This is a genomic window from Metabacillus sp. GQ13 (assembly GCF_059758525.1).
In genome coordinates this window covers 155,037-180,497 of the sequence record NZ_JCAXET010000009.1, presented here as the reverse complement: position 1 = coordinate 180,497, position 25,461 = coordinate 155,037, and the positions used below count along the sequence as shown (strand labels likewise).

At 35.6% G+C, this 25,461-nt stretch carries 20 protein-coding genes and 1 pseudogene; 1 reads left to right on the top strand and 20 read right to left on the bottom strand.

Annotation, left to right across the window (positions count from 1 at the left end):
- Window positions 1-79 precede the first annotated feature (79 nt).
- The 20 genes and pseudogenes from AC6CHR_RS13240 to AC6CHR_RS13145 all read right to left on the bottom strand — a co-directional run bounded on the left by AC6CHR_RS13240 (window position 80) and on the right by AC6CHR_RS13145 (window position 24,075).
- Window positions 80-1,480 (bottom strand): response regulator transcription factor, encoded by a 1,401-nt coding sequence (locus tag AC6CHR_RS13240; RefSeq protein WP_498249372.1) that lies wholly within the window; start codon window positions 1,478-1,480, stop codon window positions 80-82.
- Window positions 1,458-3,218, bottom strand: coding sequence for a sensor histidine kinase (locus AC6CHR_RS13235; protein ID WP_498249370.1), 1,761 nt, complete (start codon window positions 3,216-3,218; stop codon window positions 1,458-1,460). Before AC6CHR_RS13235 ends, AC6CHR_RS13240 begins: the two co-directional genes overlap by 23 nt.
- A 437-nt stretch (window positions 3,219-3,655) precedes the next feature.
- A complete protein-coding gene (locus AC6CHR_RS13230) occupies window positions 3,656-4,723 on the bottom strand; it encodes a Gfo/Idh/MocA family protein (protein WP_498249369.1) in 1,068 nt (355 codons plus the stop codon).
- A 144-nt stretch (window positions 4,724-4,867) separates the two neighbouring features.
- Window positions 4,868-5,695, bottom strand: a complete 828-nt coding sequence (locus tag AC6CHR_RS13225) for a carbohydrate ABC transporter permease (protein ID WP_498249368.1) — start codon at window positions 5,693-5,695, stop codon at window positions 4,868-4,870.
- Window positions 5,696-5,706: 11 nt separating this feature from the next.
- The gene (locus AC6CHR_RS13220; RefSeq protein WP_498249366.1) at window positions 5,707-6,645 is read right to left on the bottom strand and encodes a carbohydrate ABC transporter permease; all 939 of its coding nucleotides are present in this window, start codon (window positions 6,643-6,645) and stop codon (window positions 5,707-5,709) included.
- 107 nt (window positions 6,646-6,752) lie between these two features.
- Entirely contained in the window at window positions 6,753-8,012 is a 1,260-nt protein-coding gene (locus AC6CHR_RS13215) for an ABC transporter substrate-binding protein (protein WP_498249365.1), read from the bottom strand.
- A 28-nt stretch (window positions 8,013-8,040) separates the two neighbouring features.
- A complete protein-coding gene (locus AC6CHR_RS13210; RefSeq protein ID WP_498249363.1) occupies window positions 8,041-9,033 on the bottom strand; it encodes a Gfo/Idh/MocA family protein in 993 nt (330 codons plus the stop codon).
- Window positions 9,034-10,041 (bottom strand): Gfo/Idh/MocA family protein, encoded by a 1,008-nt coding sequence (locus AC6CHR_RS13205; protein WP_498249361.1) that lies wholly within the window; start codon window positions 10,039-10,041, stop codon window positions 9,034-9,036. It lies immediately after the preceding gene.
- A gap of 40 nt (window positions 10,042-10,081) precedes the next feature.
- Window positions 10,082-11,068, bottom strand: coding sequence for a Gfo/Idh/MocA family protein (locus AC6CHR_RS13200; RefSeq protein ID WP_498249359.1), 987 nt, complete (start codon window positions 11,066-11,068; stop codon window positions 10,082-10,084).
- Between the two features lie 13 nt (window positions 11,069-11,081).
- The gene (locus AC6CHR_RS13195) at window positions 11,082-11,918 is read right to left on the bottom strand and encodes a sugar phosphate isomerase/epimerase family protein (RefSeq protein WP_498249357.1); all 837 of its coding nucleotides are present in this window, start codon (window positions 11,916-11,918) and stop codon (window positions 11,082-11,084) included.
- A gap of 51 nt (window positions 11,919-11,969) precedes the next feature.
- Entirely contained in the window at window positions 11,970-13,181 is a 1,212-nt protein-coding gene (locus AC6CHR_RS13190; protein WP_498249355.1) for an ROK family transcriptional regulator, read from the bottom strand.
- A gap of 726 nt (window positions 13,182-13,907) precedes the next feature.
- Complete coding sequence (locus AC6CHR_RS13185) at window positions 13,908-14,636, bottom strand: rhamnogalacturonan acetylesterase (RefSeq protein WP_498249439.1); 729 nt, start codon at window positions 14,634-14,636, stop codon at window positions 13,908-13,910.
- Between the two features lie 3 nt (window positions 14,637-14,639).
- Window positions 14,640-15,566, bottom strand: a pseudogene (locus AC6CHR_RS13180) (pectinesterase family protein); the annotation flags it as partial.
- 9 nt (window positions 15,567-15,575) lie between these two features.
- Entirely contained in the window at window positions 15,576-16,484 is a 909-nt protein-coding gene (locus AC6CHR_RS13175; RefSeq protein ID WP_498249353.1) for a dienelactone hydrolase family protein, read from the bottom strand.
- 30 nt (window positions 16,485-16,514) lie between these two features.
- Window positions 16,515-17,876 carry a glycoside hydrolase family 28 protein gene (locus AC6CHR_RS13170; protein ID WP_498249351.1) on the bottom strand — a complete coding sequence of 454 codons (1,362 nt, stop codon included), beginning with the start codon at window positions 17,874-17,876 and terminating at the stop codon, window positions 16,515-16,517.
- A gap of 25 nt (window positions 17,877-17,901) precedes the next feature.
- Window positions 17,902-19,014, bottom strand: coding sequence for a glycoside hydrolase family 88/105 protein (locus AC6CHR_RS13165; protein WP_498249349.1), 1,113 nt, complete (start codon window positions 19,012-19,014; stop codon window positions 17,902-17,904).
- A gap of 22 nt (window positions 19,015-19,036) precedes the next feature.
- Window positions 19,037-20,602: a glycoside hydrolase family 43 protein gene (locus AC6CHR_RS13160; protein WP_498249347.1), complete on the bottom strand. Its 1,566-nt coding sequence runs from the start codon at window positions 20,600-20,602 to the stop codon at window positions 19,037-19,039.
- 142 nt (window positions 20,603-20,744) lie between these two features.
- A complete protein-coding gene (locus AC6CHR_RS13155; protein WP_498249346.1) occupies window positions 20,745-22,256 on the bottom strand; it encodes an extracellular solute-binding protein in 1,512 nt (503 codons plus the stop codon).
- A 292-nt stretch (window positions 22,257-22,548) separates the two neighbouring features.
- Window positions 22,549-23,157, bottom strand: a complete 609-nt coding sequence (locus AC6CHR_RS13150; RefSeq protein WP_498249438.1) for a YesL family protein — start codon at window positions 23,155-23,157, stop codon at window positions 22,549-22,551.
- A 57-nt stretch (window positions 23,158-23,214) separates the two neighbouring features.
- On the bottom strand, window positions 23,215-24,075 hold the full coding sequence (locus AC6CHR_RS13145) for an ABC transporter permease (protein WP_498249437.1): 861 nt from the start codon (window positions 24,073-24,075) through the stop codon (window positions 23,215-23,217).
- A 460-nt stretch (window positions 24,076-24,535) separates the two neighbouring features.
- Between AC6CHR_RS13145 and AC6CHR_RS13140 the strand changes: the two genes are divergently transcribed.
- Window positions 24,536-25,405 (top strand): carbohydrate ABC transporter permease, encoded by an 870-nt coding sequence (locus AC6CHR_RS13140; protein ID WP_498249344.1) that lies wholly within the window; start codon window positions 24,536-24,538, stop codon window positions 25,403-25,405.
- Window positions 25,406-25,461: the final 56 nt, after the last annotated feature.

Genomic DNA, 25,461 nt, shown 5'->3' with positions numbered 1-25,461 from the left:
GAAGATTCGCTCTCTAACAACCCGTATTTACTTATTTTGGTAGCTTCCACACATTTATCTACCCTAAATAGGACATTTGTCATCCGTTTTGATTTTGTTTGCGGTATTCGCTAGGTAACACCCCTGTTTTTTTACGAAAAATTCGGCTGAAGTATTTTTCATCTGCATAACCTGTATTCTCAGCAATCCATGAGATCGTTTTATTTGTATGAACTAAATATTGCTTTGCCTTTTCCATCCGCACATGGCGTACGTATTCATTAAATGTCATGCCAACTACATCCTTAAAACATTGGCTAAAATAACTACGGCTCATGTTAACCCTTATTGCCATATCAGAGGCATGTACAGGAAGAGCCAATTCTTCATGTATACATCTAACTGCTTTTGCTATACTTTCTTGGACACCACTTGAATATAACTTGTTGCCCATTGATGATTCATTAATCATTGTTCTAATCGCGTATAGCCATTCTTCTATTTCATACCAACTATTGAACTCATCAGGTATGTCTATTTTTGGAATGACAGGGCTATAGATTTGCATCCATTCGTTTGCAAACGAATATAATACATTTACTAATTTTGCAGACGGCAAATAAAGTGTCTTTAACTCTTGCAGAAGGTTTTCAAACACGGTCATTTGTTGAATCCACTTTAAAGACAACCACTGTTCCTTTAAAGATAATAATTCCGTTTGAGCAGAATCCGAAGTCACTGCTACCTTTATATCATCTATTGATTGCTGAATAACTTTGCGCTCTGGATGAAAATCATAAAAGAATTGTTTTTCCTTATATTTTATTAACAACTCTTTAAGTTCCTCGATTTGTTTCCCTTTCATTCCCTTAAGCGTGATAATCGTCCAATCTTGAATCGAACATTCATTTCCTTCGCGGAGCGTAACACCGATATTTTTGCCTTCCTCATCACTACTTGGAAGCCATAGCCATAATCCTGATCCAATCATAGTTGAGTGACTTTCGAAATAAGACCCTTCGATTATAGGTCCTTTATCAGCTATATTTTCAAGTGAAATCAAGACATATCCTTCATCAATGTCTATCCGTTTACTATCCTGTTGTTTCCTTTTCCCTTGGTCTTCGATCATTCGCTTAGAAACTCTTTCTAAAACCTCCCCAAAACTTTCAACCTCCATTTGGACTTTGGCAATATAATCAATGGCTCCTAGTCTTAGCGCTCCTTGAATATATTCAAAATCCTGATGCATTGTTAAAACAACAATGAAAACATGAGCGTATTCCTTATTAACAATTTTCATTAATTCAAGACCTGACATCACTGGCATTGATAAATCAGTGAGCATTAAATCTACTTCATTTGACGCCAAAAACTCTAAAGCCTTTTCACCATTTTTCGCTTCACCTACCACTTCCATCTGATAATCCTTCCAAGGCATTGTTAGTATGAGGCCTTTCCTTACTAATTTGTCATCATCAACGATTAGAACCTTTATCATCTACATCCACCTCCATTACTGGTAAAGTTAAAAAGATACTTGTACCCTTTCCTACTACACTATTAATTTCTAGTTTCGCTCTACCTCCATAATGATTTTCTAGCATCCGCTTCACATAATTAATACCAATTCCCATACCGGCTTTTTGTTGTTCGATTTGATTTTGTGTTAACAATTCTTTGATTGTTTCTATTGGTATTCCTGACCCATTATCATGAATAATAATTTGTACCTGATCTTCATAATTCTTCACTTCGACTCGTATATATCCGTCATCGCTCAGACCATGGTAAATTGCATTTTCTACAAGCGGTTGTAGAATAAAGCGAGGGACAGGACTGTTTATTTTATCTTTATCTGCATCTATGTGGACTTCAAAATCAACATCATAGCGAAATTTTTGGATCGCAAGATATTGTTTTAAAATTTCTATTTCTTCAACAATTGTGGATGTTTGTCCTACCTTTCCTAGATTATAATAAAGTAGCTTATTGAGGGATGAAACAAGCTCACTTATATCCTTTTGATCGTTCATTACCGCGAGCCAATTAGCTGTGTCTAAAGTATTCATGAGAAAGTGAGGGTTTATTTGATATAACAGTTTCTCTACTTCTAGATCTGCTCTCCGCTTTTCCTTTAGCTCGACTTCTTTAAATAAGTCAGTGATTTGGCTTTTCATCTTGCGAAATTGCCTTAGTAAATAATCAAATTCAGGAATACGTGTCCGTACCGTCTCAGATTGAAAATCGTTTTGTAGCATCCAATTGATTTCTTTATCAAATTTCTGTAAGGGTCGATACACCATTTTCCATAGTAACCAAGCAATTGATAGACTTAATACACCAAATAGGATTGCTAAATAGATCATTTGAACAACCCAATCATTCTTTTCTTCATTATATTCATCCTTGGATATGAGAGAAATAATACTCCAGCCTTGATTACTAGTTTCTTTAAACCAATAATAATCATTGAGTAAACCTGAAGTGTTTTTAGAATCAAATTCTTCAAAATAATCATTTTCTCGGAAGATCTGATCACTTTCACTATAAGCAATCTTCCCTTCGCTATCTACAATCAAGTAGTAAAACTGCTTTTTTGTTTGGCTATTCTGTAACATATGTTCAGTTAGTTCTAAGGCTGATTCAATATAAACATAGACATCCTCCCGAGCAGGTAGGTCTACTCTCCTTAATACGGATAACACGTAGTTGTTATTATGCAGTTGATTGCTAATATGAGGACCATGATTCGATATTTTATAGTGACTGACTAACAGAGGCAACTGGTCCATTGAAAAATCATTCTTTACACCAGCTGTGTTAAAGAGGCTTTTTCCTTCTTGAAGAGAATAATACATTGTTAATCCTATGCCAGGATTGGTAAATGTCATTTCATTCAATTCTGTTTTAATGTCGTCGTACAACTTTGCACGTTCATAAGGTTGATCTGAATGCAAATAAGAATCTAATTTCACTCCGACACTCCCAGGGATGGCAAGCTGTTGGGAAACGTGATTCAAATTGTTGATCGTATTTTCAAGTGAATACTGAACATTTTTCACATTACTTCTTACTCCAGAGTCCAATTTACTACTTAGAATAGAAGTCATGGCGTTATAGGAGAGGAGTGCCGTACAAAGAAACGGAATGAGCGTACCAATGGCAAAAATAAACACAATTCTTTTCTTCAATGTTAGCCTTCCTAAAAGTGAGAATGCCTTTCTGATGAATTCCATTTAGCAACATCCTTGTCTATAATTCTAGCTATAAATCTATTTCGCTAAATTTATTTTACTTATGCTTAAGTTACTATTTAACACGAACAGCCCTTCACTCTTTTTAACTAGTGTAGGGCTGCTCGATTTCCTGCAGTTAAGTAAAATGAAATCGATTACATTTTACTAGTGAAAAATATAGGACATAGTTTCAATTTAGATCATAAAAAACCTAAAGTCTATTTTTATAAGTACTAGAGCAATAAACTTTTAGAAAAGATCCTTTATTAATAATGATTCTACATTCATACTAACAGATAATTTCATTATTTCAATATCTAGTAAAGAATTTTTGCGTAAGAAAAGAAAGATAGATATGTCAGAACAAATCCACCTTTCCTATTGTTTTAGTATAATTATAACAACAATTTAATAACCTTAATTTACCTCTCAATTCTTTAGTCAAACGAGATTTCTATTCCTTTTTCACTAGATTCATAAATTCCGCATAATATTTTCATCATTTCAACTCCATCCCCTACTGGGCTCAATGTTTCTGTTTCCCCAATACAGCTTAATACAAAATGATCAATTTCATTTTGGAAACCTTGTTCAAAGTCAAATGTTAGTGAATCAATTTGGGGTGTAGCATTCAAAATTGTGTTGTACTTTTCAGTTATGATTGATAACTCTGGTTCAATCTCTACTCCACCTTTATCTCCATAAAGTTTTACAGCAATTTCATCCTTCTTAGCATGTAGAGTAAAGCTTACATCCACTATTAATGAAGCACCATTCTCAAAACGAATCAACGCATTAGCCATGTCTTCAACAGTGTTTTTATCAGGATCATAGTCAGCTGCTTTGTAGAATGACAAATTTTTAATATTGGAGCGATTCCCTAACTTGGAATAAGTATTACTGGAGATCGTTTTTACTTTCGGCTTCCCCATTAAGTACCAACAAATATCAATTACATGTACACCTATGTCAATAAGTGGTCCCCCACCCGATCTTTCTTTATCCGAGAACCAGCCTCCTGGATTTCCTAATCTTCTTATACATGAGGCTTTTGCATAATAGATTGCTCCAATTTCCTTTGCATCAATAAACTCCTTTACTAGTAATGTATTTGACGCATATCTTCTTACAAAACCAACTTGTAGTATTTTTCCCGTCTTTTTTACTGTTTCCTCTATTTTCTTAGCCTCTTCAACAGATGTACATAATGGTTTTTCTACTAAAACATGTTTACCCGCTTTTAATGCAGCTATTGATATTTCGGCATGTGAGTGATTCCATGTACATATACTTACAGCATCAATTTCTTTATCCTCCAGTAATGCTATGTAACAATCATAATGCTTAGCAATCCCATAACGAATTGCTTTTTCTTCTGCTCTATCCCTATTCAGATCACAAATTGCCTTTAATTCCACACCCTGATTTTTTTCATACGATTGCAGATGCATATCCGAGATTGAACCAGCACCAATTACCCCAATTTTAATTTTTTGTTTACTCATACTCCTACCTCCTTCTTTTAAATTTGCTCCCAAATTCTACGAACATTTTCTAAGCTTATTTTTGAGCCTTGTATACAATAACGTTCATGCATTTTTAATAGCCGTGATTAGTAACTATCTAAAATCAGTAATCATAATCGATCACTATCCCTTAACACCACTTAGTGCAATTCCTTCAATAAAGTACTTCTGCAAGAATAAGAAAATGAGAATCATTGGTGCAGTTGCCATTAATGCACCTGCCATTAATAACGGATACTCAGTTGCATATTGTCCTTGGAATGTAGCAATCCCAATAGAAAGTACTCTCATTTCATCTGAGTTTGTTACAATTAGTGGCCATAAGAAATCATTCCAAGCAGCTAAAATGGTAAATATAGAAAGAGATACAAGCGCTGGTCTGGACAATGGTAGTATAATTCGCCAATAAATCCCAAAGAAAGAACAACCATCTATTTTTGCTGCTTCATCTAATTCTTTAGGAATTGCCATGAAAAATTGTCTTAATAAAAAGGTCCCAAATGCACTAAAAATACCAGGTACAATTATCGCGTAAAATGTATCAATCCAACCTAGTTCTCTCATAATGACAAAACTTGGAATCATCACTATCTGTGAAGGAACCATAAGCACTGATAAAATAGTAATAAAGATAATATTTTTGCCTGGAAATCTCATTCTAGCAAAAGCATATGCAGCTAATGAACATAAAAGTAGCTGAAAAGCTGTTCGAACCACAGTGATAATAATTGTATTTAAATAATATTTTGCGAAATTTATTTTTTCAAAGACTTCTAAGTAGTTTTGGAATTTGATTTCTTTAGGAAAGATCGTAGGTGGGACTTGCATTGACTCTGGGAATGATTTAAAGGAAGTTGAAACCATCCATAAAAAGGGCATAATCATAATAATAGAACCTAGTATAAGAAAAACATGGGATACTACTTTTTTTCTTTTGTCAGTATGAACCATTTCTATCCCTCCTATTGATAATGTACCCATTTCTTCTGAAGTACCATCTGAACAATTGTTATAATGAGGATTACTATGAATAAGATTAAGGCTTGTGCTGAGGCATATCCCATATTGAAATATTTAAATCCATTTTCCCAAACACTATAAACAACCGTCCTTGTTGGATCTAATAGAGAAGCATTATCTCCTATCATGACAAATATCAAATCGAACACTTGGAGAGAATTTATCATTGACATGACCAATACAAAAAATAAACTAGGCGTTAATAATGGCACAGTTATCTTTAAAAATTTCTGAAATTCATTAGCACCATCTAAATTTGCAGCCTCATAATAGGAAGAGGCAATCCCTTGAAGACCCGCTAGTAAAATTACAGCATTATAGCCAACACTCATCCAGACACTTACAAGAATTATAGAAAGTAGAGCAAAACGTTCATCAAACAGCCAGCTTGGCTCTGGGAGATGGAACATACCTAATAGATAATTGATCAATCCAAATTCTGAATTGTATAACCACCGCCAAACCATCCCAATCGCTATTGGCATCGTTACAACTGGTATAAAAAATAGCGTTCGATATATCAAAATACCTTTTATTTTTTGATTAAGTAAAACTGCAATAATCATGGCACATATAATTGAAATGGGGACTGATATAATTGTAAAGACAACCGTATTAATCATTGATTGAACAAACGTTTCCTCTTGAAATAGCTCTGTGAAATTATTTAATCCGATAAATACAGGTGATGTTATTCCATCCCATTTTGTAAAAGCTAAAAAGAAAGAGGAAACTGCAGGTGCTATATAAAATATTGTTAATCCTATCACTACGGGGGCTATAAAGATATATCCCCATAAGGCTTCAATCAAGTCCATTTTCGATCTTCTTTTTCGCCTTTTTAATTTAATTCCTAAATGGCTGATCGTTTTTACTTCCATATTAACAACACCCCTTTCTTTTTGGTTAGAAGGTCAACTTGTAGTGGCTAACCTGATACATTAAATGGGCTTGACACATATGGGTCAACCTTCTAATTTTTACATTTTTATTCCTCGGCTAATATTTCATTCATTTTAGTAGCTATGTTTTCTGTGGCTTCTTCAATTGAACTTTTGCCCAACAAGGCATCTTGTATCTCCTTACTCTCAACATCTTGCCATTCTGTCGTATTTTTTGATACTGGATAGGCAACCCCAAACTTAAGGCTATCTACAAAAACCTTTAAGTCTAATGTAGGTATTGAATTCACCCAGGCCCCTTCAGTTCCTTTGTAGGCAGGGATACTAAATCCGGATTCTGCCAATGATTTACCAGCTTCTTCGCCTGCTAACACTTTTTGTAATTCCCACGCTAATTTCTCATGCTTTGTCTTGTTGTTCATAACCCAACTTAATCCATGAATAATACTCGCTTGTTGTTTTCCTTTAGGTAGGACCGCAACACCTAAGTCATCTCCTAGCATTTCATATAAAGTTGGTGCATTTACTGAGATATTAGGAAGCATTGCTGCCTTCCCTGAACCAAAGATCTGATTAACCTTTGTTTCAATTTGTGCCTGAGCAGAGGGAGAAATCCCCTTGTCCATTAAATCCTTTGTCCATTGCAACGCACTTTGTGCTTCAGTGGAATTAAATCCGGATTTTGTTTTGTCTTCACTAATGACAAAACCTCCAGATTGATGAATTAAGTTGTAATAACCAGCTTGATTAGCAGCAGATGCAATATATCCATAAATTCCTTTCTCTTTATTAGTTAATTTCGTACCAACTTCCTCTATTTTTGCCCAATCCCATGTTTCATCTGGATAAGGAATGCCTGCTTCATCAAACATTTTCTTATTATAGAAAAGACCGATGGAATCTAAAAAATATGGTAATCCCCATACCTTGTCATCATATGTGTATAGATCAATTAAGGCTGGTGTATATACACTAGTGTCTAAACCATCACCATCAATTAATGGCTGGATATCTTTGATAAGTCCTGAAGATGCATACTGATAAAAATTAGGACCATTCATCCAGAAAATATCAGGTCCACTCCCCCCGGCCAAGCTTGTTTTTAATTTCGTCCAATAGTCAGCAAAAGGTGTATATGTCACCTTCACTTCAACACCAGGATTCTCATCTTTAAATTGTGCGATTGATTTATCAACTACATCACTTACATTTTCATCCCATAATGCTACATTTAATGTGACCTTATCTGAAGAATTTCCTGAAGCTCCTTCTTTATTACTACAACCTGCTAAAATAATACTTCCAATAAACACAGTTATGAATAGTAATAGACTACCTCTTTTCAATTCCTCATCCCCTTGAAAGATAAAATAGTCAACCTAGTAACGTTTTATTTATGGTAACAACCTTTTTTAATTTAGTAGATTCATAAGCCGCCTTAACAACCTCTAATGTTCGTAATCCATCTTCACCAGTAATGGATGGGCGCTCCTTCTGCTTTATAGATAAAAGGAAATCTTCTATTAATCCTTTATCCATATCATCAGCCCATGATAAGTTCTGTATTTTGCCTTCGGTATCGTTGAAAAAATGTAAATGTTGTTTAAAAACATCAACTGATAAAGTCCCTTCTGTTCCAACAAACTCCATTAGCACATCACCCCAAGTAGGAAATGTGGATGGTCGGGACCAACTTGGATCAATTGTTACAATTACACCTGATTCGAGTTCTAAGGTTACAATTCCACAGTCCTCCACCTCAATTGAATAAAATCTTGTATCAAGTTCTGCGTAAACACTTTTCACCTCGGAATTTACTATCCAACGAATGAGATCCATCACATGTACAATATGATCAGTAGCTGCTCCTCCACCTGACTGTTCCTTTTCGATAAACCATCCTCCTGGCATTTGTCCATGATTAGTCCCGTTAATAGCTATTATTTCACCAATAGCACCTGAATAAATTAATTCTCTAACCCTCTGAATTGCTGGTGCAAACCTTACTGGAAAAGCAACCTGTAATATAACACCAGCTTGTTCACATTCATCAATCATTTCCTTTGCATCTCCTACTTCCGTTGCAAATGGTTTTTCACATAAAATATGCTTTCCTGCACGTGCAGCAGCAATTACATGTTCCTTGTGTTTTGCATTTTCAGAACACACAACAACAGCCTGAATATCTAATTCTAATAATAATTCTAAATCTGAAAAATATTGACAATCAAATGTTTTTGCCATCTTTGTCCCTCTATCGTGTTCTTCATCCCATATTGCTATTATCTCAACTTCAGGATCATTAAGTAGATGTTTTGCGTAGCTAAAAGCATGCATATGCGCAAAACTAATCATACCAATCTTCATTTAAAACACCTCCTTCTTTTCTAACAACGAAATAGGTTGACCAATCTCTGCTGATTCATTAGCTGCTAAGGCAATTTCGATTGCCTTTTTCGCATCCTCAGCTGAAACTATTGGTTCCTCACTCGTTGCCAAACAAATCATAAAATGTTCAAGTTGTTGTTGCAGAGGTGTTTTAGTTAAAATTGTATCTGGTAAAGCTACTCGATTACTCATTTTACAATCGTTAGTAACTTGAAGTTTAATAGGATAACTTTCTTGATCATTATGGCTAATCATTCCTTTATTTCCAGCTATCTCAAAAGCTGACTCAAAATCACTTTTAGCCCAAGACAATTCGATATGAACAATTGTTCCACTTTCCATCCTCAATGTTATTAATGCATATTCAATTGGACTACCATCCCCGCGCTTCCTTGTTATCTTCTTAGCCATAACCCTTTCTACCTCACCACATGTCCACCTTACCCAATCAAAATCATGAATACCAAGATCTAATATAATTCCACCGCTTTTCGCTTGATCGTTGTACCAATCATTTCTACCTTGTGGATATGGACCACCTCTTGATAATCTAATTACACCTGGTTTTCCGACCGCTCCACGTATAACATGATCTCGGGCCAATCTATATTCCGGAGAAAACCGAAGAGTATGCCCAACAAATAATTGAACTTGATACTTTTTACAAGTTTCAATCAACTCATTACATTCAGCTACGTCTAATGCCAAAGGCTTCTCGCAAATGACATGCTTACCACTTTGAGCCGCTTTTGATATATAAGCTTGATGCAAATAGGTAGGTAGGCAGATGTCAATAAGGTCCACATCTGTAAGAAGTAATTGTTGGTAATCAATAAAAGGATGACTATTATACTTTTCCGATAAATCATTGACACCTTTTTTATCTCTCCCAACAATACCAACAATCTGTGCTCCTGATATTTTTGCCCATGACTCAAGATGAGCTCTACCCATCGTTCCGGTACCAACAACACCAATTCTTAGCAATTTAATCACCTCTCATAAGCTTGATAGATTCTTTTATGAATTAAATCGTATTGGTCAATAAGGAAGAAAGATTGATTGGTAGCCCTAATTCATGTGACTTGTTTGACGCCAAAGTGGCTGCGAGGGTCTTTACTGCATCATCGTAATTTGATAATAGAATCGTTTTATCCCCTTTTATAATCGCTTCAATAAATTGATTATCCTGTTCTTGATAAAAGTCTACTGCTGACTTATAGGTAATCGTCGTTCCCTTTTCAACAATTGATAAATCAACCCCATCAATCAGAATGCGAAAATCCTTTCCTAAGATCTCAACACCAGTACGATGATCTTCCTGAGTAAATGAAGAAGCTAGATGACCTACTGCACCTGAACTGAATGTAACGTTTACTGATGTTACATCAGGAATATCTATATTGGGAATGTCTGATAAAACTTGCAAGCTCATATTTGCATAGACATTTTCTATATCTCCTGCTAGATACCGCATTAAATCTAAGGTATGGGTTGACTGTTCAACTAGTTGACCTCCCGACTTTTCCATCTCTCGATACCAAGGAGTGGGAACAAAAGATGTTATATAATGTCCTCTTACCATTGCAATTGTTTTATCTTTTAAATACTCTTTCGCCTTTGCTACTGTATCTAAATAACGTAAACAATAACCTACAGCGCAAATAACGCTTGAATCCTTTATCACCTTCGCTTTCCTTTGGACGTTTTCTAGATCAAGCCCTAATGGTTTTTCAACAAGGAGGTGTATACCACGTTCGACAATCTTTTCTTCTATCTCACCATGTGCAAAAGGGGGTACACACACAAAGATTGCATCTAGGGATTCATTTTCCAACATCGCATCAAGATCTGTATAAAATGAAGCATTGTATTTCATTCCTTTTTTCTTTGCGCTTTCTTCTGCTATGTCACACACTGCAATAATTTCTGCATGATTATTTTTTGAAATATTCTCTAAATGAACACCAGCTATTCCACCTACACCAACAAATCCAACTCTTACCTTATTCATTTCTTCATCTCCTTTATCTTTTTATTTTTGATTTAGTTAAAATAACCTCCATATGACGTGCTGTATCTATAGGCAACTGTTCAGCGCCTATTGAATATGGACTAAGCTCCGCTGTGATTATATCGTTATAATCAATCTCCTCAAGTGCATCTACGACTCCGGTCCAATTTACATCTCCTGCTAACAAAGGTACAAATCCTGTAATATTTCCTACATTTGTACAAAAATCCTTTACATGAATTTTACTTATTCTTTTTCCTAGAATCCTAATCCATTGTTCCGGGTATCCGAACTGCAGCACATTTCCAACATCAAAATAAGCACTCGCATAGTTTGAATCAAGCTCATCAATATATCTTGCCATTTCTAATGGTGATAATAGGAATTTATTCCAAACATTTTCTATACCAATCATAACTTGTTGTTTTTCCGCTTTATTCAAGACCTTTTTTAGTTCTTCTTGACTTCTCCTATAACAGACATCGTAAGATACATCTTCAGTAACCGAACCAGGGACAACTAATACTGTATCCATTCCCATTACACTTGCTAAGTCAATTTGCTTTTGAATCACTTTTCTCCCTTGTTCTCTTACAGATTCATTTGTAGAAGATAAGGGTGATTTCCATAATAAACCAGTAGATAGACTTCTAAGCTGTAATCCGTATGAAGCAGCTAGATTTGCCATTGCTTCTGCCTCACCTATCGTTGTATCCATGGTTAATCCAATTCCATCTGAATCATAGAGATTCAATTCTACTGCATCAAATCCAGCTTCCTTACTGTAGCTAAACACATCCTCTAAAGATGTTCCTTCAGGATAACACCATTGATTTATTCCCTTTAGCAAGTTCAATCATCTCCCTCTATTCTCTTAACTAAAATACTTTTCCACTCCCCCTTAAGCTAGATTAAGAGAGAAGTGAAATTTATCCTGCAATAATACTGCAGCAGCCCCTATCATTTCTAATTCATCTCCTAATGAAGGGGATTGAATCTCTAAGTCTTCTGACAATACTTCCATAACATTATCTAAAACGGATGACCTTATTTTAGACAAATATACTTGGTTATTTACTACCAACTCACCTCCTATAATGATTACTTCAGGATTAAATAAATGAATCAAATTCACAATACTTGTCGATAGATATGAGACTGTCTCATCCGCTATTTTTAATGCTAACTCATCTGCTTCTTGAAGGGCGGCACTAAATACTGCAGGTGTAATATCTTTTATTTCCCCATTTACTTTATCCATAATTTTTGTTGGTTTACCGCTTGTAATCGAAGAAAAGATTCTAGAGTAGATAGCTGGCCAACTTACATATGTTTCTAGACAACCAATATTCCCACATTCACAACGAAAACCAGCACGGTCAATACTTGTATGTCCAAACTCCCCTGCACCACCGTTATGCCCCCTATAAATAGAGCCATTCATTAAGATACCTGCTCCTACTCCATCCCCTTGAATGATGTATATCATGTTTTGATTGTGATTATATTGACCAAAGTTTTTTTCAGCTAATATATAAGCGTTTGTGTCATTTTCGATCCATGCTTTTTTAGTGAATTTTTGTTCTAGTAATTGTTTTAGCGGTATATTTTTAAGCTTTAGTTCCGAATTATAGCGAATAATCCCCCTTGTAGAATCGACAATTCCTTGCGTAATGACAGATATTCCTATACAAAGATTACTATTATTTACTTTTTCTAAAAATCCATCAACCAAATCTAGTAAATAACAAATGACCTCTTCCCCCGTATATGGCTTTGTGGTAAATGTTTCCTTCCTTTTAACTTTCGCTTCTAAATTCATCTCAGCAATTGTAATAAATGAACTACGAATGGATATCGCAATTAAAAATTTAGAATCAGGTGAGAATCTTACTAAAATTGGTTTTCTCCCTCCACTCGAATTTCCTATTCCATCCTCATAAACCAGCCCCTCCTGAATTAAATCCGAGACTGCAGATGTTACAGTTGTTGGACTCAATTTATTTTTTTTTGCAATATCTGTTCTTGAAATTGGTCCTTGAAGCCTTATGGTATCTAGTATGATTGAGCGATTTAATTCTTGAATTAATTTTAAATCCCCTGTTCTTTTCATAGATTAATTGACACCTCTTAAAGTGATTTTTTAGTTTTTCCATTGCCTTTAATAAGTGTTTATATTTTTGTATTTATTGGGATTTTTTCTTAGTACTAACTACAACATAGAAAGGAAATTTTATTCATTTTATTATGTTTGTATAAAAATTGGTAAGTTATTGCTAGTTTAATAGCAAATTATTGTGGGTTCTAGATGAGTTAAATTATTCACTGAAGATGTAGGAGTTTTACTATTACTTAAAATATGACTTATCAATCATTAGAAATGTACAATTTTGTTAGAATTTCTTACGTGTCATTTCTTGAAAACGGTTACAATTTGTATTAAAAAAATATCTTCGCCCATGATCTTCCGAAATATGTTTATGATTTAAGGCATGTAGAACGTAGGCCTTTATGAACTCTGAACGTTTTAGACTTATGCAGAAAGAATACTAATATAAGAAGTGATAAAACTTACTTTTTCCAATGACTTTATTAAGTAATTATACTTTTATATTAACAGATACTTAAATTTATTAACAAGGATTTTCCTTCGTGAAATACCGACAACATTCAACTAAATATCTAATTAAGATACGTTAATGACACCGTTTATTTTTACACGATCTATGTTTATTGGAAGGTGTTATTGAGCTTTTATTTCAGTAGAAACTTTTGAGTACTATTGAAAAAAAACCTTACCTACAAAGTAAGCCAGATGACAATACTTTGTAGGTATGAGTTATAATTTCACCTTAGAATTGCTCACAAATTCCAACCTTAATTCTTCTATCCCTTCAGCCACCAATTCAGCTATTTTCATTGCTCCATAGCTACTAAAATGGGTATCATCCGGAGGTGTATTAGGGTCTTCTAGTTCATACCAGAAAAATAGTTTCTTTGTTTCCTTTTCCCCTAATTCTTCATATAACCTCCGAGACTTTTCCCAGAGATCAATAAGTGGGACATTCAATTTGGCAGCTATGTTTCTAATTGCCTCTGGGTAGTCACCTAAAGTATCAAGTAATTTCCCGTGTTCATCAAACTTTCTACGATTTACAGATGTTAGTAGAATGGGTATCGCCTTTTTATGACGTGCCCCATTTATATAATGAGTTATGTTTTCTTGAAAGGTAGTAAAGGGGTCTGTTCCCCTTGTTTCATCCTCTATTTTTTGATCATTATGACCAAACTGGATGAAGAGATAGTCATTTGGATTGATCCTTTCTAAGATACTCTTTAATCTCCCTTCATTAATAAAGCTCTTAGAACTACGTCCACCTTTTGCTTCGTTTAATATTCGGACCTCATTACTAACGTAATCAGATAGATGTTGACCCCACCCTTGTTTCCTTGCTTGTTCAGGTGAAACATTCTCAACTGTTGAATCTCCAGCTAGATAAATGTTAATGTATTTCTCCTTATCTACGCTTTTCGATAATTCTGGCCAGTCTTTATCAACATCTAAAATAGTCTTTATTGTATATTCTTTGACTTCTTCCTTGTTAAGGATTTTTGCCCATTGCACTCGGTTCATCATATTTCCACCAGGACCATAGCTATTATATTCAACATAGCTAGTTGTTTTTTCTGCATCTAGTTTATCCCAGTTGTCCCAGCCCTCTACTTTTATATGCTCATCCATCCAACAATTAATAAAAGCTGTCTTTGCATAATCTCGCCATGGCCTTCCCAAGTAAACAGAATTTGCTTTTGCATGACTAGTTAGCCTTGAATTGATAAAGACATAGCCATATTTTTCATTGATTGGGGTTGATGCTGCGGTAATATAGCCATTGATATCGCTTTGGCGATCCAAGCTATATATCTCACAATTTTCAAATACCGATGTAGCAGAACCAAAAATAAAATCAACGTCACCTTCAAGAAAACAATTCCTAAAATAACTTCTACCCGCTTTTCTTTTTAGCCCATCTCTAGGCCCACCAAAGCTGTTTCCTTCTATTGGCTTTGGTGGCAAGGGTCCTGTAAATAATGTATCTTGACTACCAAGAAACGCGCAATTGTCAAACAAAAGCTTATCAGCATCAACATAGACTGCTACCGCTTGACCAACAACAGTGCCACAACCAGCATTATTTTCAAAGGTTATATTTTTTGCAATAAAATGGTCTCCTATTATAAGCGTACTATACGAGGAGAATGTCCCCATAGTTTCACCATTTTTTAAAGGCTTTTTTGCAAAGTCTGAAAATGTAACTTTCACTTTTTCTTTTGCAGTTCCTTGTAGAGATACAAAAGGTTTATTGATAATCAGCTTTTCTTTGTATACTCCATCAGTTATCGTTATCGTTATTCGTTTAGAATTAGTTTCCGGGATACTATTAACAGCATCCTGTATTGTCTTAAAATCACCACTGCCATCTTTCGCTACAATCATCGCTTTCACCTACAATTTTTTTTGAAGAAACGTGCAGATTTCTTCACGCATCCCCGCTGTTTCGATATGTCCACAAAGGTATTGAATCATTTTCCAATTATCTTGGTATTCTTCTTGTCTATATTTTTCCTTCAATGCTTCATCAATAATCGTTAAACCAGCAAAGGGAGTAAGTCGGTCCTCTGTCCCTACTGCACTTAGATGGGGACGGGGAGCAATTAGCTCTTGAATGTCTGATGTCCGAAAATGTTTTAATAAACTCGGTACATAGGAATAGAATCCGTGATGATCTAAACCTCTATTGTTAACCAGTGTCTCAGCGTCTACCTGACCACATATATCCACACATACTTTTATTCGTTCATCAAGGGCAGACAGCCACCAAGCCATCAACCCTCCCATTGACATCCCTAATGTCGCAATTCTAGTCACATCAACATCTTCTCTTGTCTGTAAGTAATCGATCGCACGCATGTTATCAAAAATCATCATGCCCCACATGACTTGACCTTTCCACAGCATTTCTTTAAAAATTTCACTTTCAGACTTACCTCTTCGTTCACCAAATCCCCACATATCAATACACAAAACCCCATAACCTCTTGAAGTCAATTCTTCGGCATAGGAGGGGTTTTGCAGATACTCACTACTGAAAAGTAACTCGGTCTTCCCTATATGATAATTCCCACCATGAGAATGGTTAAATAACACTACCGGTAGTCTTCCGGCGTGATCTTTTGGTCGGGCAAAATAAGCTGGAACTAGGTTCATTCCATTTAGATCCAATAATAAGACTTCTAATATAAACGTACCTTTATCTATTTCTTTTACCTTTTTTACAGCTACTTCATCAGAAATTTCTGGTAAATCTCCAAGTAGTTCAAATAGTTTTTGTCTTTTTTCTTCTACTGTTCTCATTATGGCTTCACCATTTTCCTGATTTTTACTTTACTGCGTATTTGTCGTTACGTTATTTAACATAACCATAGGATCTTTCGTTCTAGGTTTTTTAGATTTACACTGAATAAATTCAATATCATGACCATTCTCAACATAAAATGCTGGCCCTTGATGATTACTTACTGTTACCCGATTAAAGCTTACTCCTGTTACATTACCGCAGTAGAAACCACGCTGTTTCATTGGCTCAAGTTCAGACATCATCGCTGGCATGCCAGGTTCTGCATCATCTGCCATTGCTACAGATACATTGTCAAAGCTAACATCTTCTACGTACATCTCAGCAAGACCGTATAAGAATCCTGCTGCTGCACTGACTTCACGAGCAGTAATATTAGAAAAGTGAATTCGTCTGAAAGATGGTGTTTCGTCTGTTACAGGGTATGGATTTTTATCCCATACATATTTTTCTTTACCACGAGGCCCACAAAAGTAGTAGAGATTGGCGATAAAAGGGCAAATCACTCCCTTCATGACGATATTACTTACGCGAATATCTTCAACAACACCACCTCGTCCACGTCGTGATTTTAGGCGGATCCCACGGTCAGTCCCTTCGAATACACAATTACTTACAGTCACATTGCGAATATCTCCACTCATTTCACTACCGATTACGACTCCACCATGACCATGAATCATCGTGCAGTTTGTAATTGTTATATTTTCACATGGGACGCGTACTGCTGTATCCTTTGTTCCTGCTTTAATGGCGATACAATCATCACCGACATCAATATGGCAATCAGAGATACGGACATTTCGACAAGATTCAGGATCAATGCCGTCTGTATTTGGAGAGTGACTTGGATTTATTATCGTAATATTATGGATTGTTATGTCTTCGCAGCAAATTGGATTAACTGTCCAGCTTGGTGAATCAATCATTTTCACTCCGGATAATAATACATGTTTACATGTATCAAAGCTTACTAGTTTTGGTCGTGGATATTTGTGTTCATTCTTTCGGAAAAGATCCCACCAAAATTGTCCATTTCCATTTAGAGTCCCAAACCCTGTTACTGAAATATTTTCACCATTTTCTGCATAAATACAGGATGCATAAACGTCACTCTTAACACCTTCCCAGCGAGAGTGAACAACTGGGTATTCGTTAATATCTTGACTAAATAGTAGCGTAGAGCCTGCTTCTAAGTATAAATTCACATTGCTATTTAACCGTATCGAGCCAGTTAGGTAGCAACCTGCTGGGACATAAACTGTGCCTCCTCCAGCTTCAATACATGCCTCTATTGCTCGTGCAATTGCTTTTGTATTGATTGTTTTTCCGTCACTAACCGCTCCAAATTGTTTTATATCATATATACTAGATGTGATTGTTAAGTCCATATTGTCCCTACCCTCTCTGTTACGTTTAGTTATTTTCTATTTCTGCAGTCGCTAATATAAAAGCACCAATTCCTTTTAAATCATTGGTTATAATTGGTTCACTAATATAATATTCAAACGTGCCATCGCGCTTGTCTCCTCCACCTAATCCGGCTACTTGGCAGGTTTTATTTAAGTTTACTAACTCATCTTCTGTTACTGTGATGAATTCATTTATAATCGATTTATAGACACGATCTGCAACTTGTTGCCATTCATTGTCAAGGTATTCTAGCCTCACACCTTTGGCAATCGCATACAAAATCATGCAGGATGAAGAAGCTTCTAAGTAATTTCCTTTTCTATCACCTTTGTCTAGTACTTGAAACCAAACACCTGTTTCTTCATCTTGAACATTTCTTAACGCAAGTAGGATTTCGTTTAGTATGGTAATTAATTGATCACGATCTTGATGTGTTTCTGGTAGAAAGGAAAGAGTATCGACAAGCCCCATTACATACCACCCCATCGACCTTCCCCAGAAATTTTTTGATTGACCTGTTTCTGGGTTGCACCATGGTTGTATCTTCTTCTCATCATAGGCATGGTAGAGAAGACCTGTCTCATCATCTTGTGTATGTTTTACAGATAATAAATATTGTCTTGTAATATCAGCAAATTCCTCTTCCACCCCAAATTCCTTCACATACTCCGCATAAAAAGGAGCACCCATAAATAATCCATCAAGCCAAATTTGCGAAGGGTAAACTTTTTTATGCCAGAATACACCATCTGTCGTTCGTGGATGGGATTGCAATTGCTTCCTTAAGAGATCTACTGCTTTTTTATATTTCAACTCACCAGTTTCTTTATATAAAGTGAGTAGTACTTTCCCGTTATTGATATGGTCTATGTTAAAGAGGTTGATATCATACTCACGAATATTTCCATCATCATCAACAAAAGCATCCATGTTTTCTTTTATATAATCAAAATACCTCATATCACCTGTTTTCCTCCACACAAGCTCGGTACCTTTTAAGACAACACCATAATCATATGACCATTTATCATTTTGTACTCCAGCAGACAATAGTGGCTTTCGAATCATAACTGAATCAATCATTCTTTGTGACCAGTTAAGTGTTTTTGTCTCCATTTTTTCACAACCCCTCACATTTTTATTTAGCTGTATAGTTAAAATAGTCAAAGTCAGCGTGCTTCCTCGTACCTTGCATATCTTGAACACAAATGCCAACAAAATTCCCTGTGAATCCATTCCCTTCATCAGAGAGATGGGCAATACTGATCGAATCATTTATCTCTCTCCACTCATTTCGATCACAAGCGAAAGAAAACTGGGCATGATCATCTTTAATCGTCGCTTTTAATTTACAAACCTTTGAATCTATTATTGAGATCCGCATATCCAAATGTTCAAATTCACCCCATACACATCTCATCATATTGAGACACTTCCCCATATCTTCATCATGAGAAAGATAGAAATAGACATAGTTATCGGTATTGTAATAAAGGACTAGACCAGCCATTTGCAAAAAGGTTTCTGGTTCAAATTCGAGTGCTGTCTCTACTTCACAATTAAAATGCTGCTGTCTTCTAGCTAGTAGATGTTGTTCATGTAGGGAATGAATTGATTCCCCACCTTTGATTCGCAGATGTCCCTTCCGTTCAGATAATGAACACCAGGATTCATCTGGCGCGATTCGTAGGGTATTCCAGGTCTTATGTAATGTTTCACTTGTAAAATCATCGTGTTCATTTTCATCTGCTGGGAAGGGATGTGGAGGCAGTTTCGGTGCCTTCACTTCTACTTGTGCTTCATTACCACCGCATTCGAGTCTTAACCATCCATCCTCTGTCCATTCAACTCTTTGTAGTGCTGTTTCCCGACCAAGTATTGAGTACTTCCCATTAACAGGACGACTACATAAATGTGCCATAAACCATTCATTTGTTTGTGTACAAACAAGACTACCATGACCAGCTTTTTGTAAAGGCAATCCTTCGTCGTGTGCAGACGTTAACATCGGATTCTGTGGATCTACTTCGTAAGGCCCTGTTATTTCCTTTGATCTTGCTATAGTGACGGCATGACTTTTTCCTGTTCCTCCTTCTGCTGTAATCAAATAATAATAGCCATTTTGTTTATAGATATGAGGGGCTTCCGTTTTCCTTAATTCGGTGCCATCAAAGACTTTATGAATTTGACCAACTAGCTTATTCTCTTCTGGAGAGAACTCCTGCATGACAATTCCAGCAGATTTATTTCTCCCTTCAATCCGATAATCCCAATGAATATTTAAGAACCATTTCCTACCGTCTTCATCATGAAATAAGGATGGATCAAAATTCCCGCTATTCATGAATATTGGTTCTGACCAAGGTCCCTTGATATCTGTTGCTGTAACAAGATAGTTATGGGCATCTTTGAATGGATACTTGCTCCTTTTCATATCTGTGTAGACTAAATAAAAAACACCATCATGATAGCTTAAAGCTGGTGCCCAAACACTACATGAATCTGGATTCCCTCTAAAGTTAATATGATCAGTTAAACAATTCGTTAAGTATTCCCAGTTTTGCAAATCCTTAGAATGATAGACTGGAACACCTGGGTACCATTCAAATGTAGACGTCACGATATAGTAATCTTCCCCAGCACGTACGATACAAGGATCTGGATTAAATCCAGGTAGAATTGGGTTTTTTATCACATTTTCCATTGATTTCTCTCCTTTAAGATCATGTTTTATAACAGCATTATGTAAAGAAAAGCCCTTTCTTCGTCATTCTTTTTGACAAGAAGAATAAGGAAAGGACTTTCTATTAATCACTTAATTAGATTGGCTTACACTTTAACGATTACTATTTAGTAGCTTTGTACGCTTCTTCGTATTCCTTTGCCATATCATCTCCGCCAGATGCTTTCCATTTTTCTACTTCAGAATCGAAACCAGCTTCATCCATTTCACCCATAATATATTTAAACGTAGCATCAATAATGATTTTTTCTAGCTCCGTTCCTCGCTCATTAGCAGTTGCCGAATCAAGTGGTACAGTCGGGTCTAGGACGGCGAATTCTGCATTTTCTTCGATTAATTCATTTGATAATTGTTTCTTAGGATCTGCATCAACTAGATTATGTGTGATTTCACTAGGTCTTGAGCTTGAGAATGGTTGAGTGTCCTTTTGCCATAAAGCATTATCAAGTATCAAAAATGATCCATTTTCATCTATTTCATAATGTGTTCCTTCAATTCCACCTGTCATCAGCATAAATACTTCTTCGTCAATTAAGTCATTTATAAATTGTAAGACCCTCTTTAATTCTGCTTCATTTTTCACTTCTGATTTAGGGAATGCTAGAAGGCCACCAACTCCACTATTTTCAGACCAAATATGATGCTCACCGTCTGGACCTGCAATTTTATTGACCGGAATTAACTCCATCTCATCCTGAATTCCTTCAGCCATGGTTCTTAAGTTCTTAATATCCACCATGCCTGTATAAATTCCTGTTTTACCTTGTGCGAATTTTTGTTGTTGATCAGTCTTAGCTGTAACAGCAAAATCTTTTGCCATGTAACCATTGTCATATAACTTTTTCGAAAAATTCATCGTATCTTTATAAGCTTGGGTTTCAAATTCAGGAGTGAACTTCCCATCTTCATCAACGGCCCACCCATTTGGTGTTCCAAAGTAAGAGCTTAATGTTTTGAAGCTACCATATCGTAATTCGCTTCTATCACCAAAACCAGTTGTATCATCCTTGCCATTTCCATCAGGATCGTCTTCTGTAAATGCTCTTGCCACTTCATATAATTCATCTAATGTTGTTGGAGCTTTAAGTCCCACATTATCAAGCCAATCTTGACGAAGGATTAAACCTGATCGAGCTAAATTCTTTTGGAAAGGAACGCCATATAACTTCCCATCGATTGATGCAGCTGTCCGAGTCGCTTCAGAGATTAGCTTTAAATTTTCGTAATCATCTAAATACTCTCCTACATCCCAGAACATTCCTGATTTTAAGGATTGTCTGACAGAGGAATTAGTTAGCATGGTCAATGAAACGATATCTGTTAATTCCCCTGAAGCAAGCGCTGCAGTAATACGTTCATCCTTTGACGCATCTGGAACCCAATTGAATTTAATCGTTGCATTGGTAGCTTCTTCAATTTTTGTATGAACAACTTCTGTAGGTGGTGAAGCCGTATGTAAGATCGCTGTCCAATTAACATCCAAATGAGATTCTGGATCATATTTTTCAGACGTACCACTCGCTTGCTCTTTATCATTCGAACATGCTGCTAGTAAAAGCTGTGAGGCAACAAGCACATTAACCGCTACTATTTTAGCAAATCTTGATTTCTTCATAATCCCATCCCCTTTGATAGTTTAAGTTTATATTTTACTAGACTACTGATTTTCAGAAAAAATCTTACTACTTTTTCACCTCCTTTAATAATGGCTATTTTCGCAAAGATTGTTGTTTTTCTTAATAAAAACTTCTTTTTTGTATTTTGTCTTCGGGCTCTTGTTTTTAAATGATTCAGCCATTTTCTTTTAAATTAGCTTCCTAGTTATACGAAAAAAATCCAATGAACGATTTTTTAGGTTTAGTACTAACAAACTTTTTAAAAAAGAGCCTTAATTAATGATAATCATGTTAGCTAGTCGTTTCTTTAAATCCTGCCTGTGTCTCTATCTTTGTGAACACTTGATGTGTTGACCACATGATTATATAGCTCCCAATACTGACTCCAAAGAATGTCAATACCCCTGGGTACATGAACAGAATAAAATAGACAATAGCTAAAACAATTAATAAAAACAACGTATATTGTAAGTAAGAAATTCCAAATAGCACAGAGCATTTTAGTTTAAGGAAAACACTTTTCCATTCATAATGGGCAATAATCGGAAATATATAGCATATAGAAACCAAGTAGAAAAAGCTTGCCACAAATAGTAATGCCCTTAACATAAATGACTGAACATAAAGTAAGTCAACGTATAGAATCCAACCGACTACTAGATATAAAATACCGATCAACATCGTTTCTTTGAAAGAGGAGCGATACACATTCCAAAATGTTGGAAAAATCGGTATATCTGTATTCCCCCTAACCCACTGCCTTAGAATAGAAAACATCGCCGTTGTTGCAGGACCAATTCCAAACACAACCAACCCTAATAAGGTAAATAAGCACCATAAGATGTTGACATAGACTAGTTGTAATATCCGTATACACATTTCATTTAATCGTTCAGCCATCTTCCCCACATATACTTCCTCCTTTCAATTTTATTGGCATCGCTATCATTTTAACGTTTAATATAATCCATCTTCGCCAAACTTCTTCGCTAATTTATTGGCACCGATTACTAGTACCAATCCAACAAGACCTTTGAACAAACCAACAGCAGTACTGTAACTCAATTGACCATTTTTCAGACCTGCTGTGTAAACATAGGTATCAAAAATTTCTACAGCTTCACGGTTTAATGAATTTAATAATAGATACACATGCTCAAATCCTAAATCTAATGTTTGACCAATTTTTAAGATAAGCAAAATAATAATAACTGGACGTATTGCCGGTAGGGTGACATGCCAAATTTGGCGAATTCGATTTGCTCCATCAATTTTTGCTGCTTCATATAATTGTGGGTCTACAGCAGTGACGGCTGCTAAATAGATAATCGTTGACCAACCCATTTCCTTCCAGATGATTTGAATAATATAAATAGCTCTAGTCCAGGCACCATCAGTTAAGAAATCTAGTTTCTCTCCACCTGCCTTGGCAATCAGTTCATTAATTACTCCACCATCTACTGTTAAAAAGACGTAAGAAATCGATACAATGATTACCCAAGACATAAAATGTGGAATATAGATGACTGTTTGCACAGCATTTTTAAACATCTTCATCCTTACTTCATTTAACATCAATGCTAGGATAATCGGTATTGGAAAAAAGATAAAAAGGTTTAATGCAAATAAGAAGAGAGTGTTTGATAATAACATTAAAAACGTAGGCTCTGTAAATAGACGGATAAAATGTTTTAGGCCGACCCAAGGGCTACCAGATATTCCTAAGAAAGGTTGATAATCCTGAAAGGCAATAATCAGTCCACCCATTGGAAAGTACTTGAAAATAATAAAATATAAGAGACCTGGTAGGATCATCATATATAGATATTTATTTCTGGCAATACTGGCGATATTCTTTCTTCTCGTTTCGAGCTTTAATGTTTTCTTGTCTAAAATAGATGATGATCCCTGCTGATTTTTAATTTGAATGGTTTGTTTCACGACTGAATACCTCCTTCAATTTTCCTGGCCCGCTTTTTTGTTCTTTCTAAATGTAAAGGAATAACCAGCATAACGTCTACAATCATTCTGTAAGAAAAGGCATATAACACCACCAGGAAAGCGCTTACTACACCTCAACTGATTGAATGATTACGTTTTCACGTTAATGATTATTGCATATTCACCTTGATTTATTTTTTGATTGACCATAAATACTCACCCTCATTTATCGAACGCAAACACATGTAGAAATGATTATAGACGTACCATCTTACCGATTGATATATTGAAATTATAAGGAAAGAGCACTACATTACATTTATATGGAGGGGTAAACATGCAAGACAAATCAATAGGTAATCGTATTTTTAATTTTGTTAACTACTCGATTTTGCTAGTCATCTCTTTAGCTTGCTTAATACCATTTATAAACGTTATTTCTAGTTCCTTTGCAACTACTCAAGAAGTCGTAGAAAAAACATTTATTCTATTCCCATCAACATTTACCTTAGAAGCCTATAAATATATTTTTTCTACACCAACGATCTTTAAGAGCTTTCTTGTTTCAATCGGGGTAACTGGGGTAGGAACATTAGTAAGTATGGTTTTAACCGCCTTCATGGCCTATTCATTATCGCGAAGGTATCTATATGGAAGAAAGGCGCTAAACTTTACCGTGGTCTTTACAATGCTATTTAGTGGTGGAATGATCCCTACATATTTAGTCGTTAGAAATATGGGCTTGATCGACACATACTGGGCTTTGATTCTACCGATTGCAATAAATGCATTTAACTTAATTATTATGAAAAACTTCTTTCAAGCAATTCCTGATAGTTTAGAAGAATCAGCAAAAGTAGATGGATATAATGATATTATGATTTTCTTTAAAATTATCCTGCCATTATCACTCCCATCTATAGCAACAATCTCACTATTCTACGCTGTTGCTTACTGGAATGAGTATATGAATGCAATTCTATACTTAAATGATTCTAATAAGTGGCCAATACAAGTGTTATTACGTCAGATCGTTATCGTTTCAAGTGGTATGCAGGCGGATGCTACATCTGTTGATGTTGTCCCACCTTCCCAAACAATTAAAATGGCTGTTATCACTGTGGCAACAGTTCCAATGCTTATCGTATATCCATTCCTCCAAAAGTACTTTGTAAAAGGAGCTTTTGTCGGATCTGTTAAAGCATAAGTAAAGTGGTTATATCAATAGAGCAGGCCAATGTGTCTTTAGAGGTTATCTTTTAC

Coding starts and splice junctions, on each gene's coding strand:
- AC6CHR_RS13240 (WP_498249372.1), bottom strand. CDS start 1,480: ATGATAAAGGTTCTAATCGTTGATGATGACAAATTAGTAAGGAAAGGC.
- AC6CHR_RS13235 (WP_498249370.1), bottom strand. CDS start 3,218: ATGGAATTCATCAGAAAGGCATTCTCACTTTTAGGAAGGCTAACATTG.
- AC6CHR_RS13230 (WP_498249369.1), bottom strand. CDS start 4,723: ATGAGTAAACAAAAAATTAAAATTGGGGTAATTGGTGCTGGTTCAATC.
- AC6CHR_RS13225 (WP_498249368.1), bottom strand. CDS start 5,695: ATGGTTCATACTGACAAAAGAAAAAAAGTAGTATCCCATGTTTTTCTT.
- AC6CHR_RS13220 (WP_498249366.1), bottom strand. CDS start 6,645: ATGGAAGTAAAAACGATCAGCCATTTAGGAATTAAATTAAAAAGGCGA.
- AC6CHR_RS13210 (WP_498249363.1), bottom strand. CDS start 9,033: ATGAAGATTGGTATGATTAGTTTTGCGCATATGCATGCTTTTAGCTAC.
- AC6CHR_RS13200 (WP_498249359.1), bottom strand. CDS start 11,068: ATGAATAAGGTAAGAGTTGGATTTGTTGGTGTAGGTGGAATAGCTGGT.
- AC6CHR_RS13190 (WP_498249355.1), bottom strand. CDS start 13,181: ATGAAAAGAACAGGGGATTTAAAATTAATTCAAGAATTAAATCGCTCA.
- AC6CHR_RS13175 (WP_498249353.1), bottom strand. CDS start 16,484: ATGAGAACAGTAGAAGAAAAAAGACAAAAACTATTTGAACTACTTGGA.
- AC6CHR_RS13170 (WP_498249351.1), bottom strand. CDS start 17,876: ATGGACTTAACAATCACATCTAGTATATATGATATAAAACAATTTGGA.
- AC6CHR_RS13165 (WP_498249349.1), bottom strand. CDS start 19,014: ATGGAGACAAAAACACTTAACTGGTCACAAAGAATGATTGATTCAGTT.
- AC6CHR_RS13160 (WP_498249347.1), bottom strand. CDS start 20,602: ATGGAAAATGTGATAAAAAACCCAATTCTACCTGGATTTAATCCAGAT.
- AC6CHR_RS13155 (WP_498249346.1), bottom strand. CDS start 22,256: ATGAAGAAATCAAGATTTGCTAAAATAGTAGCGGTTAATGTGCTTGTT.
- AC6CHR_RS13150 (WP_498249438.1), bottom strand. CDS start 23,157: ATGGCTGAACGATTAAATGAAATGTGTATACGGATATTACAACTAGTC.
- AC6CHR_RS13145 (WP_498249437.1), bottom strand. CDS start 24,075: ATGATGATCCTACCAGGTCTCTTATATTTTATTATTTTCAAGTACTTT.
- AC6CHR_RS13140 (WP_498249344.1), top strand. CDS start 24,536: ATGCAAGACAAATCAATAGGTAATCGTATTTTTAATTTTGTTAACTAC.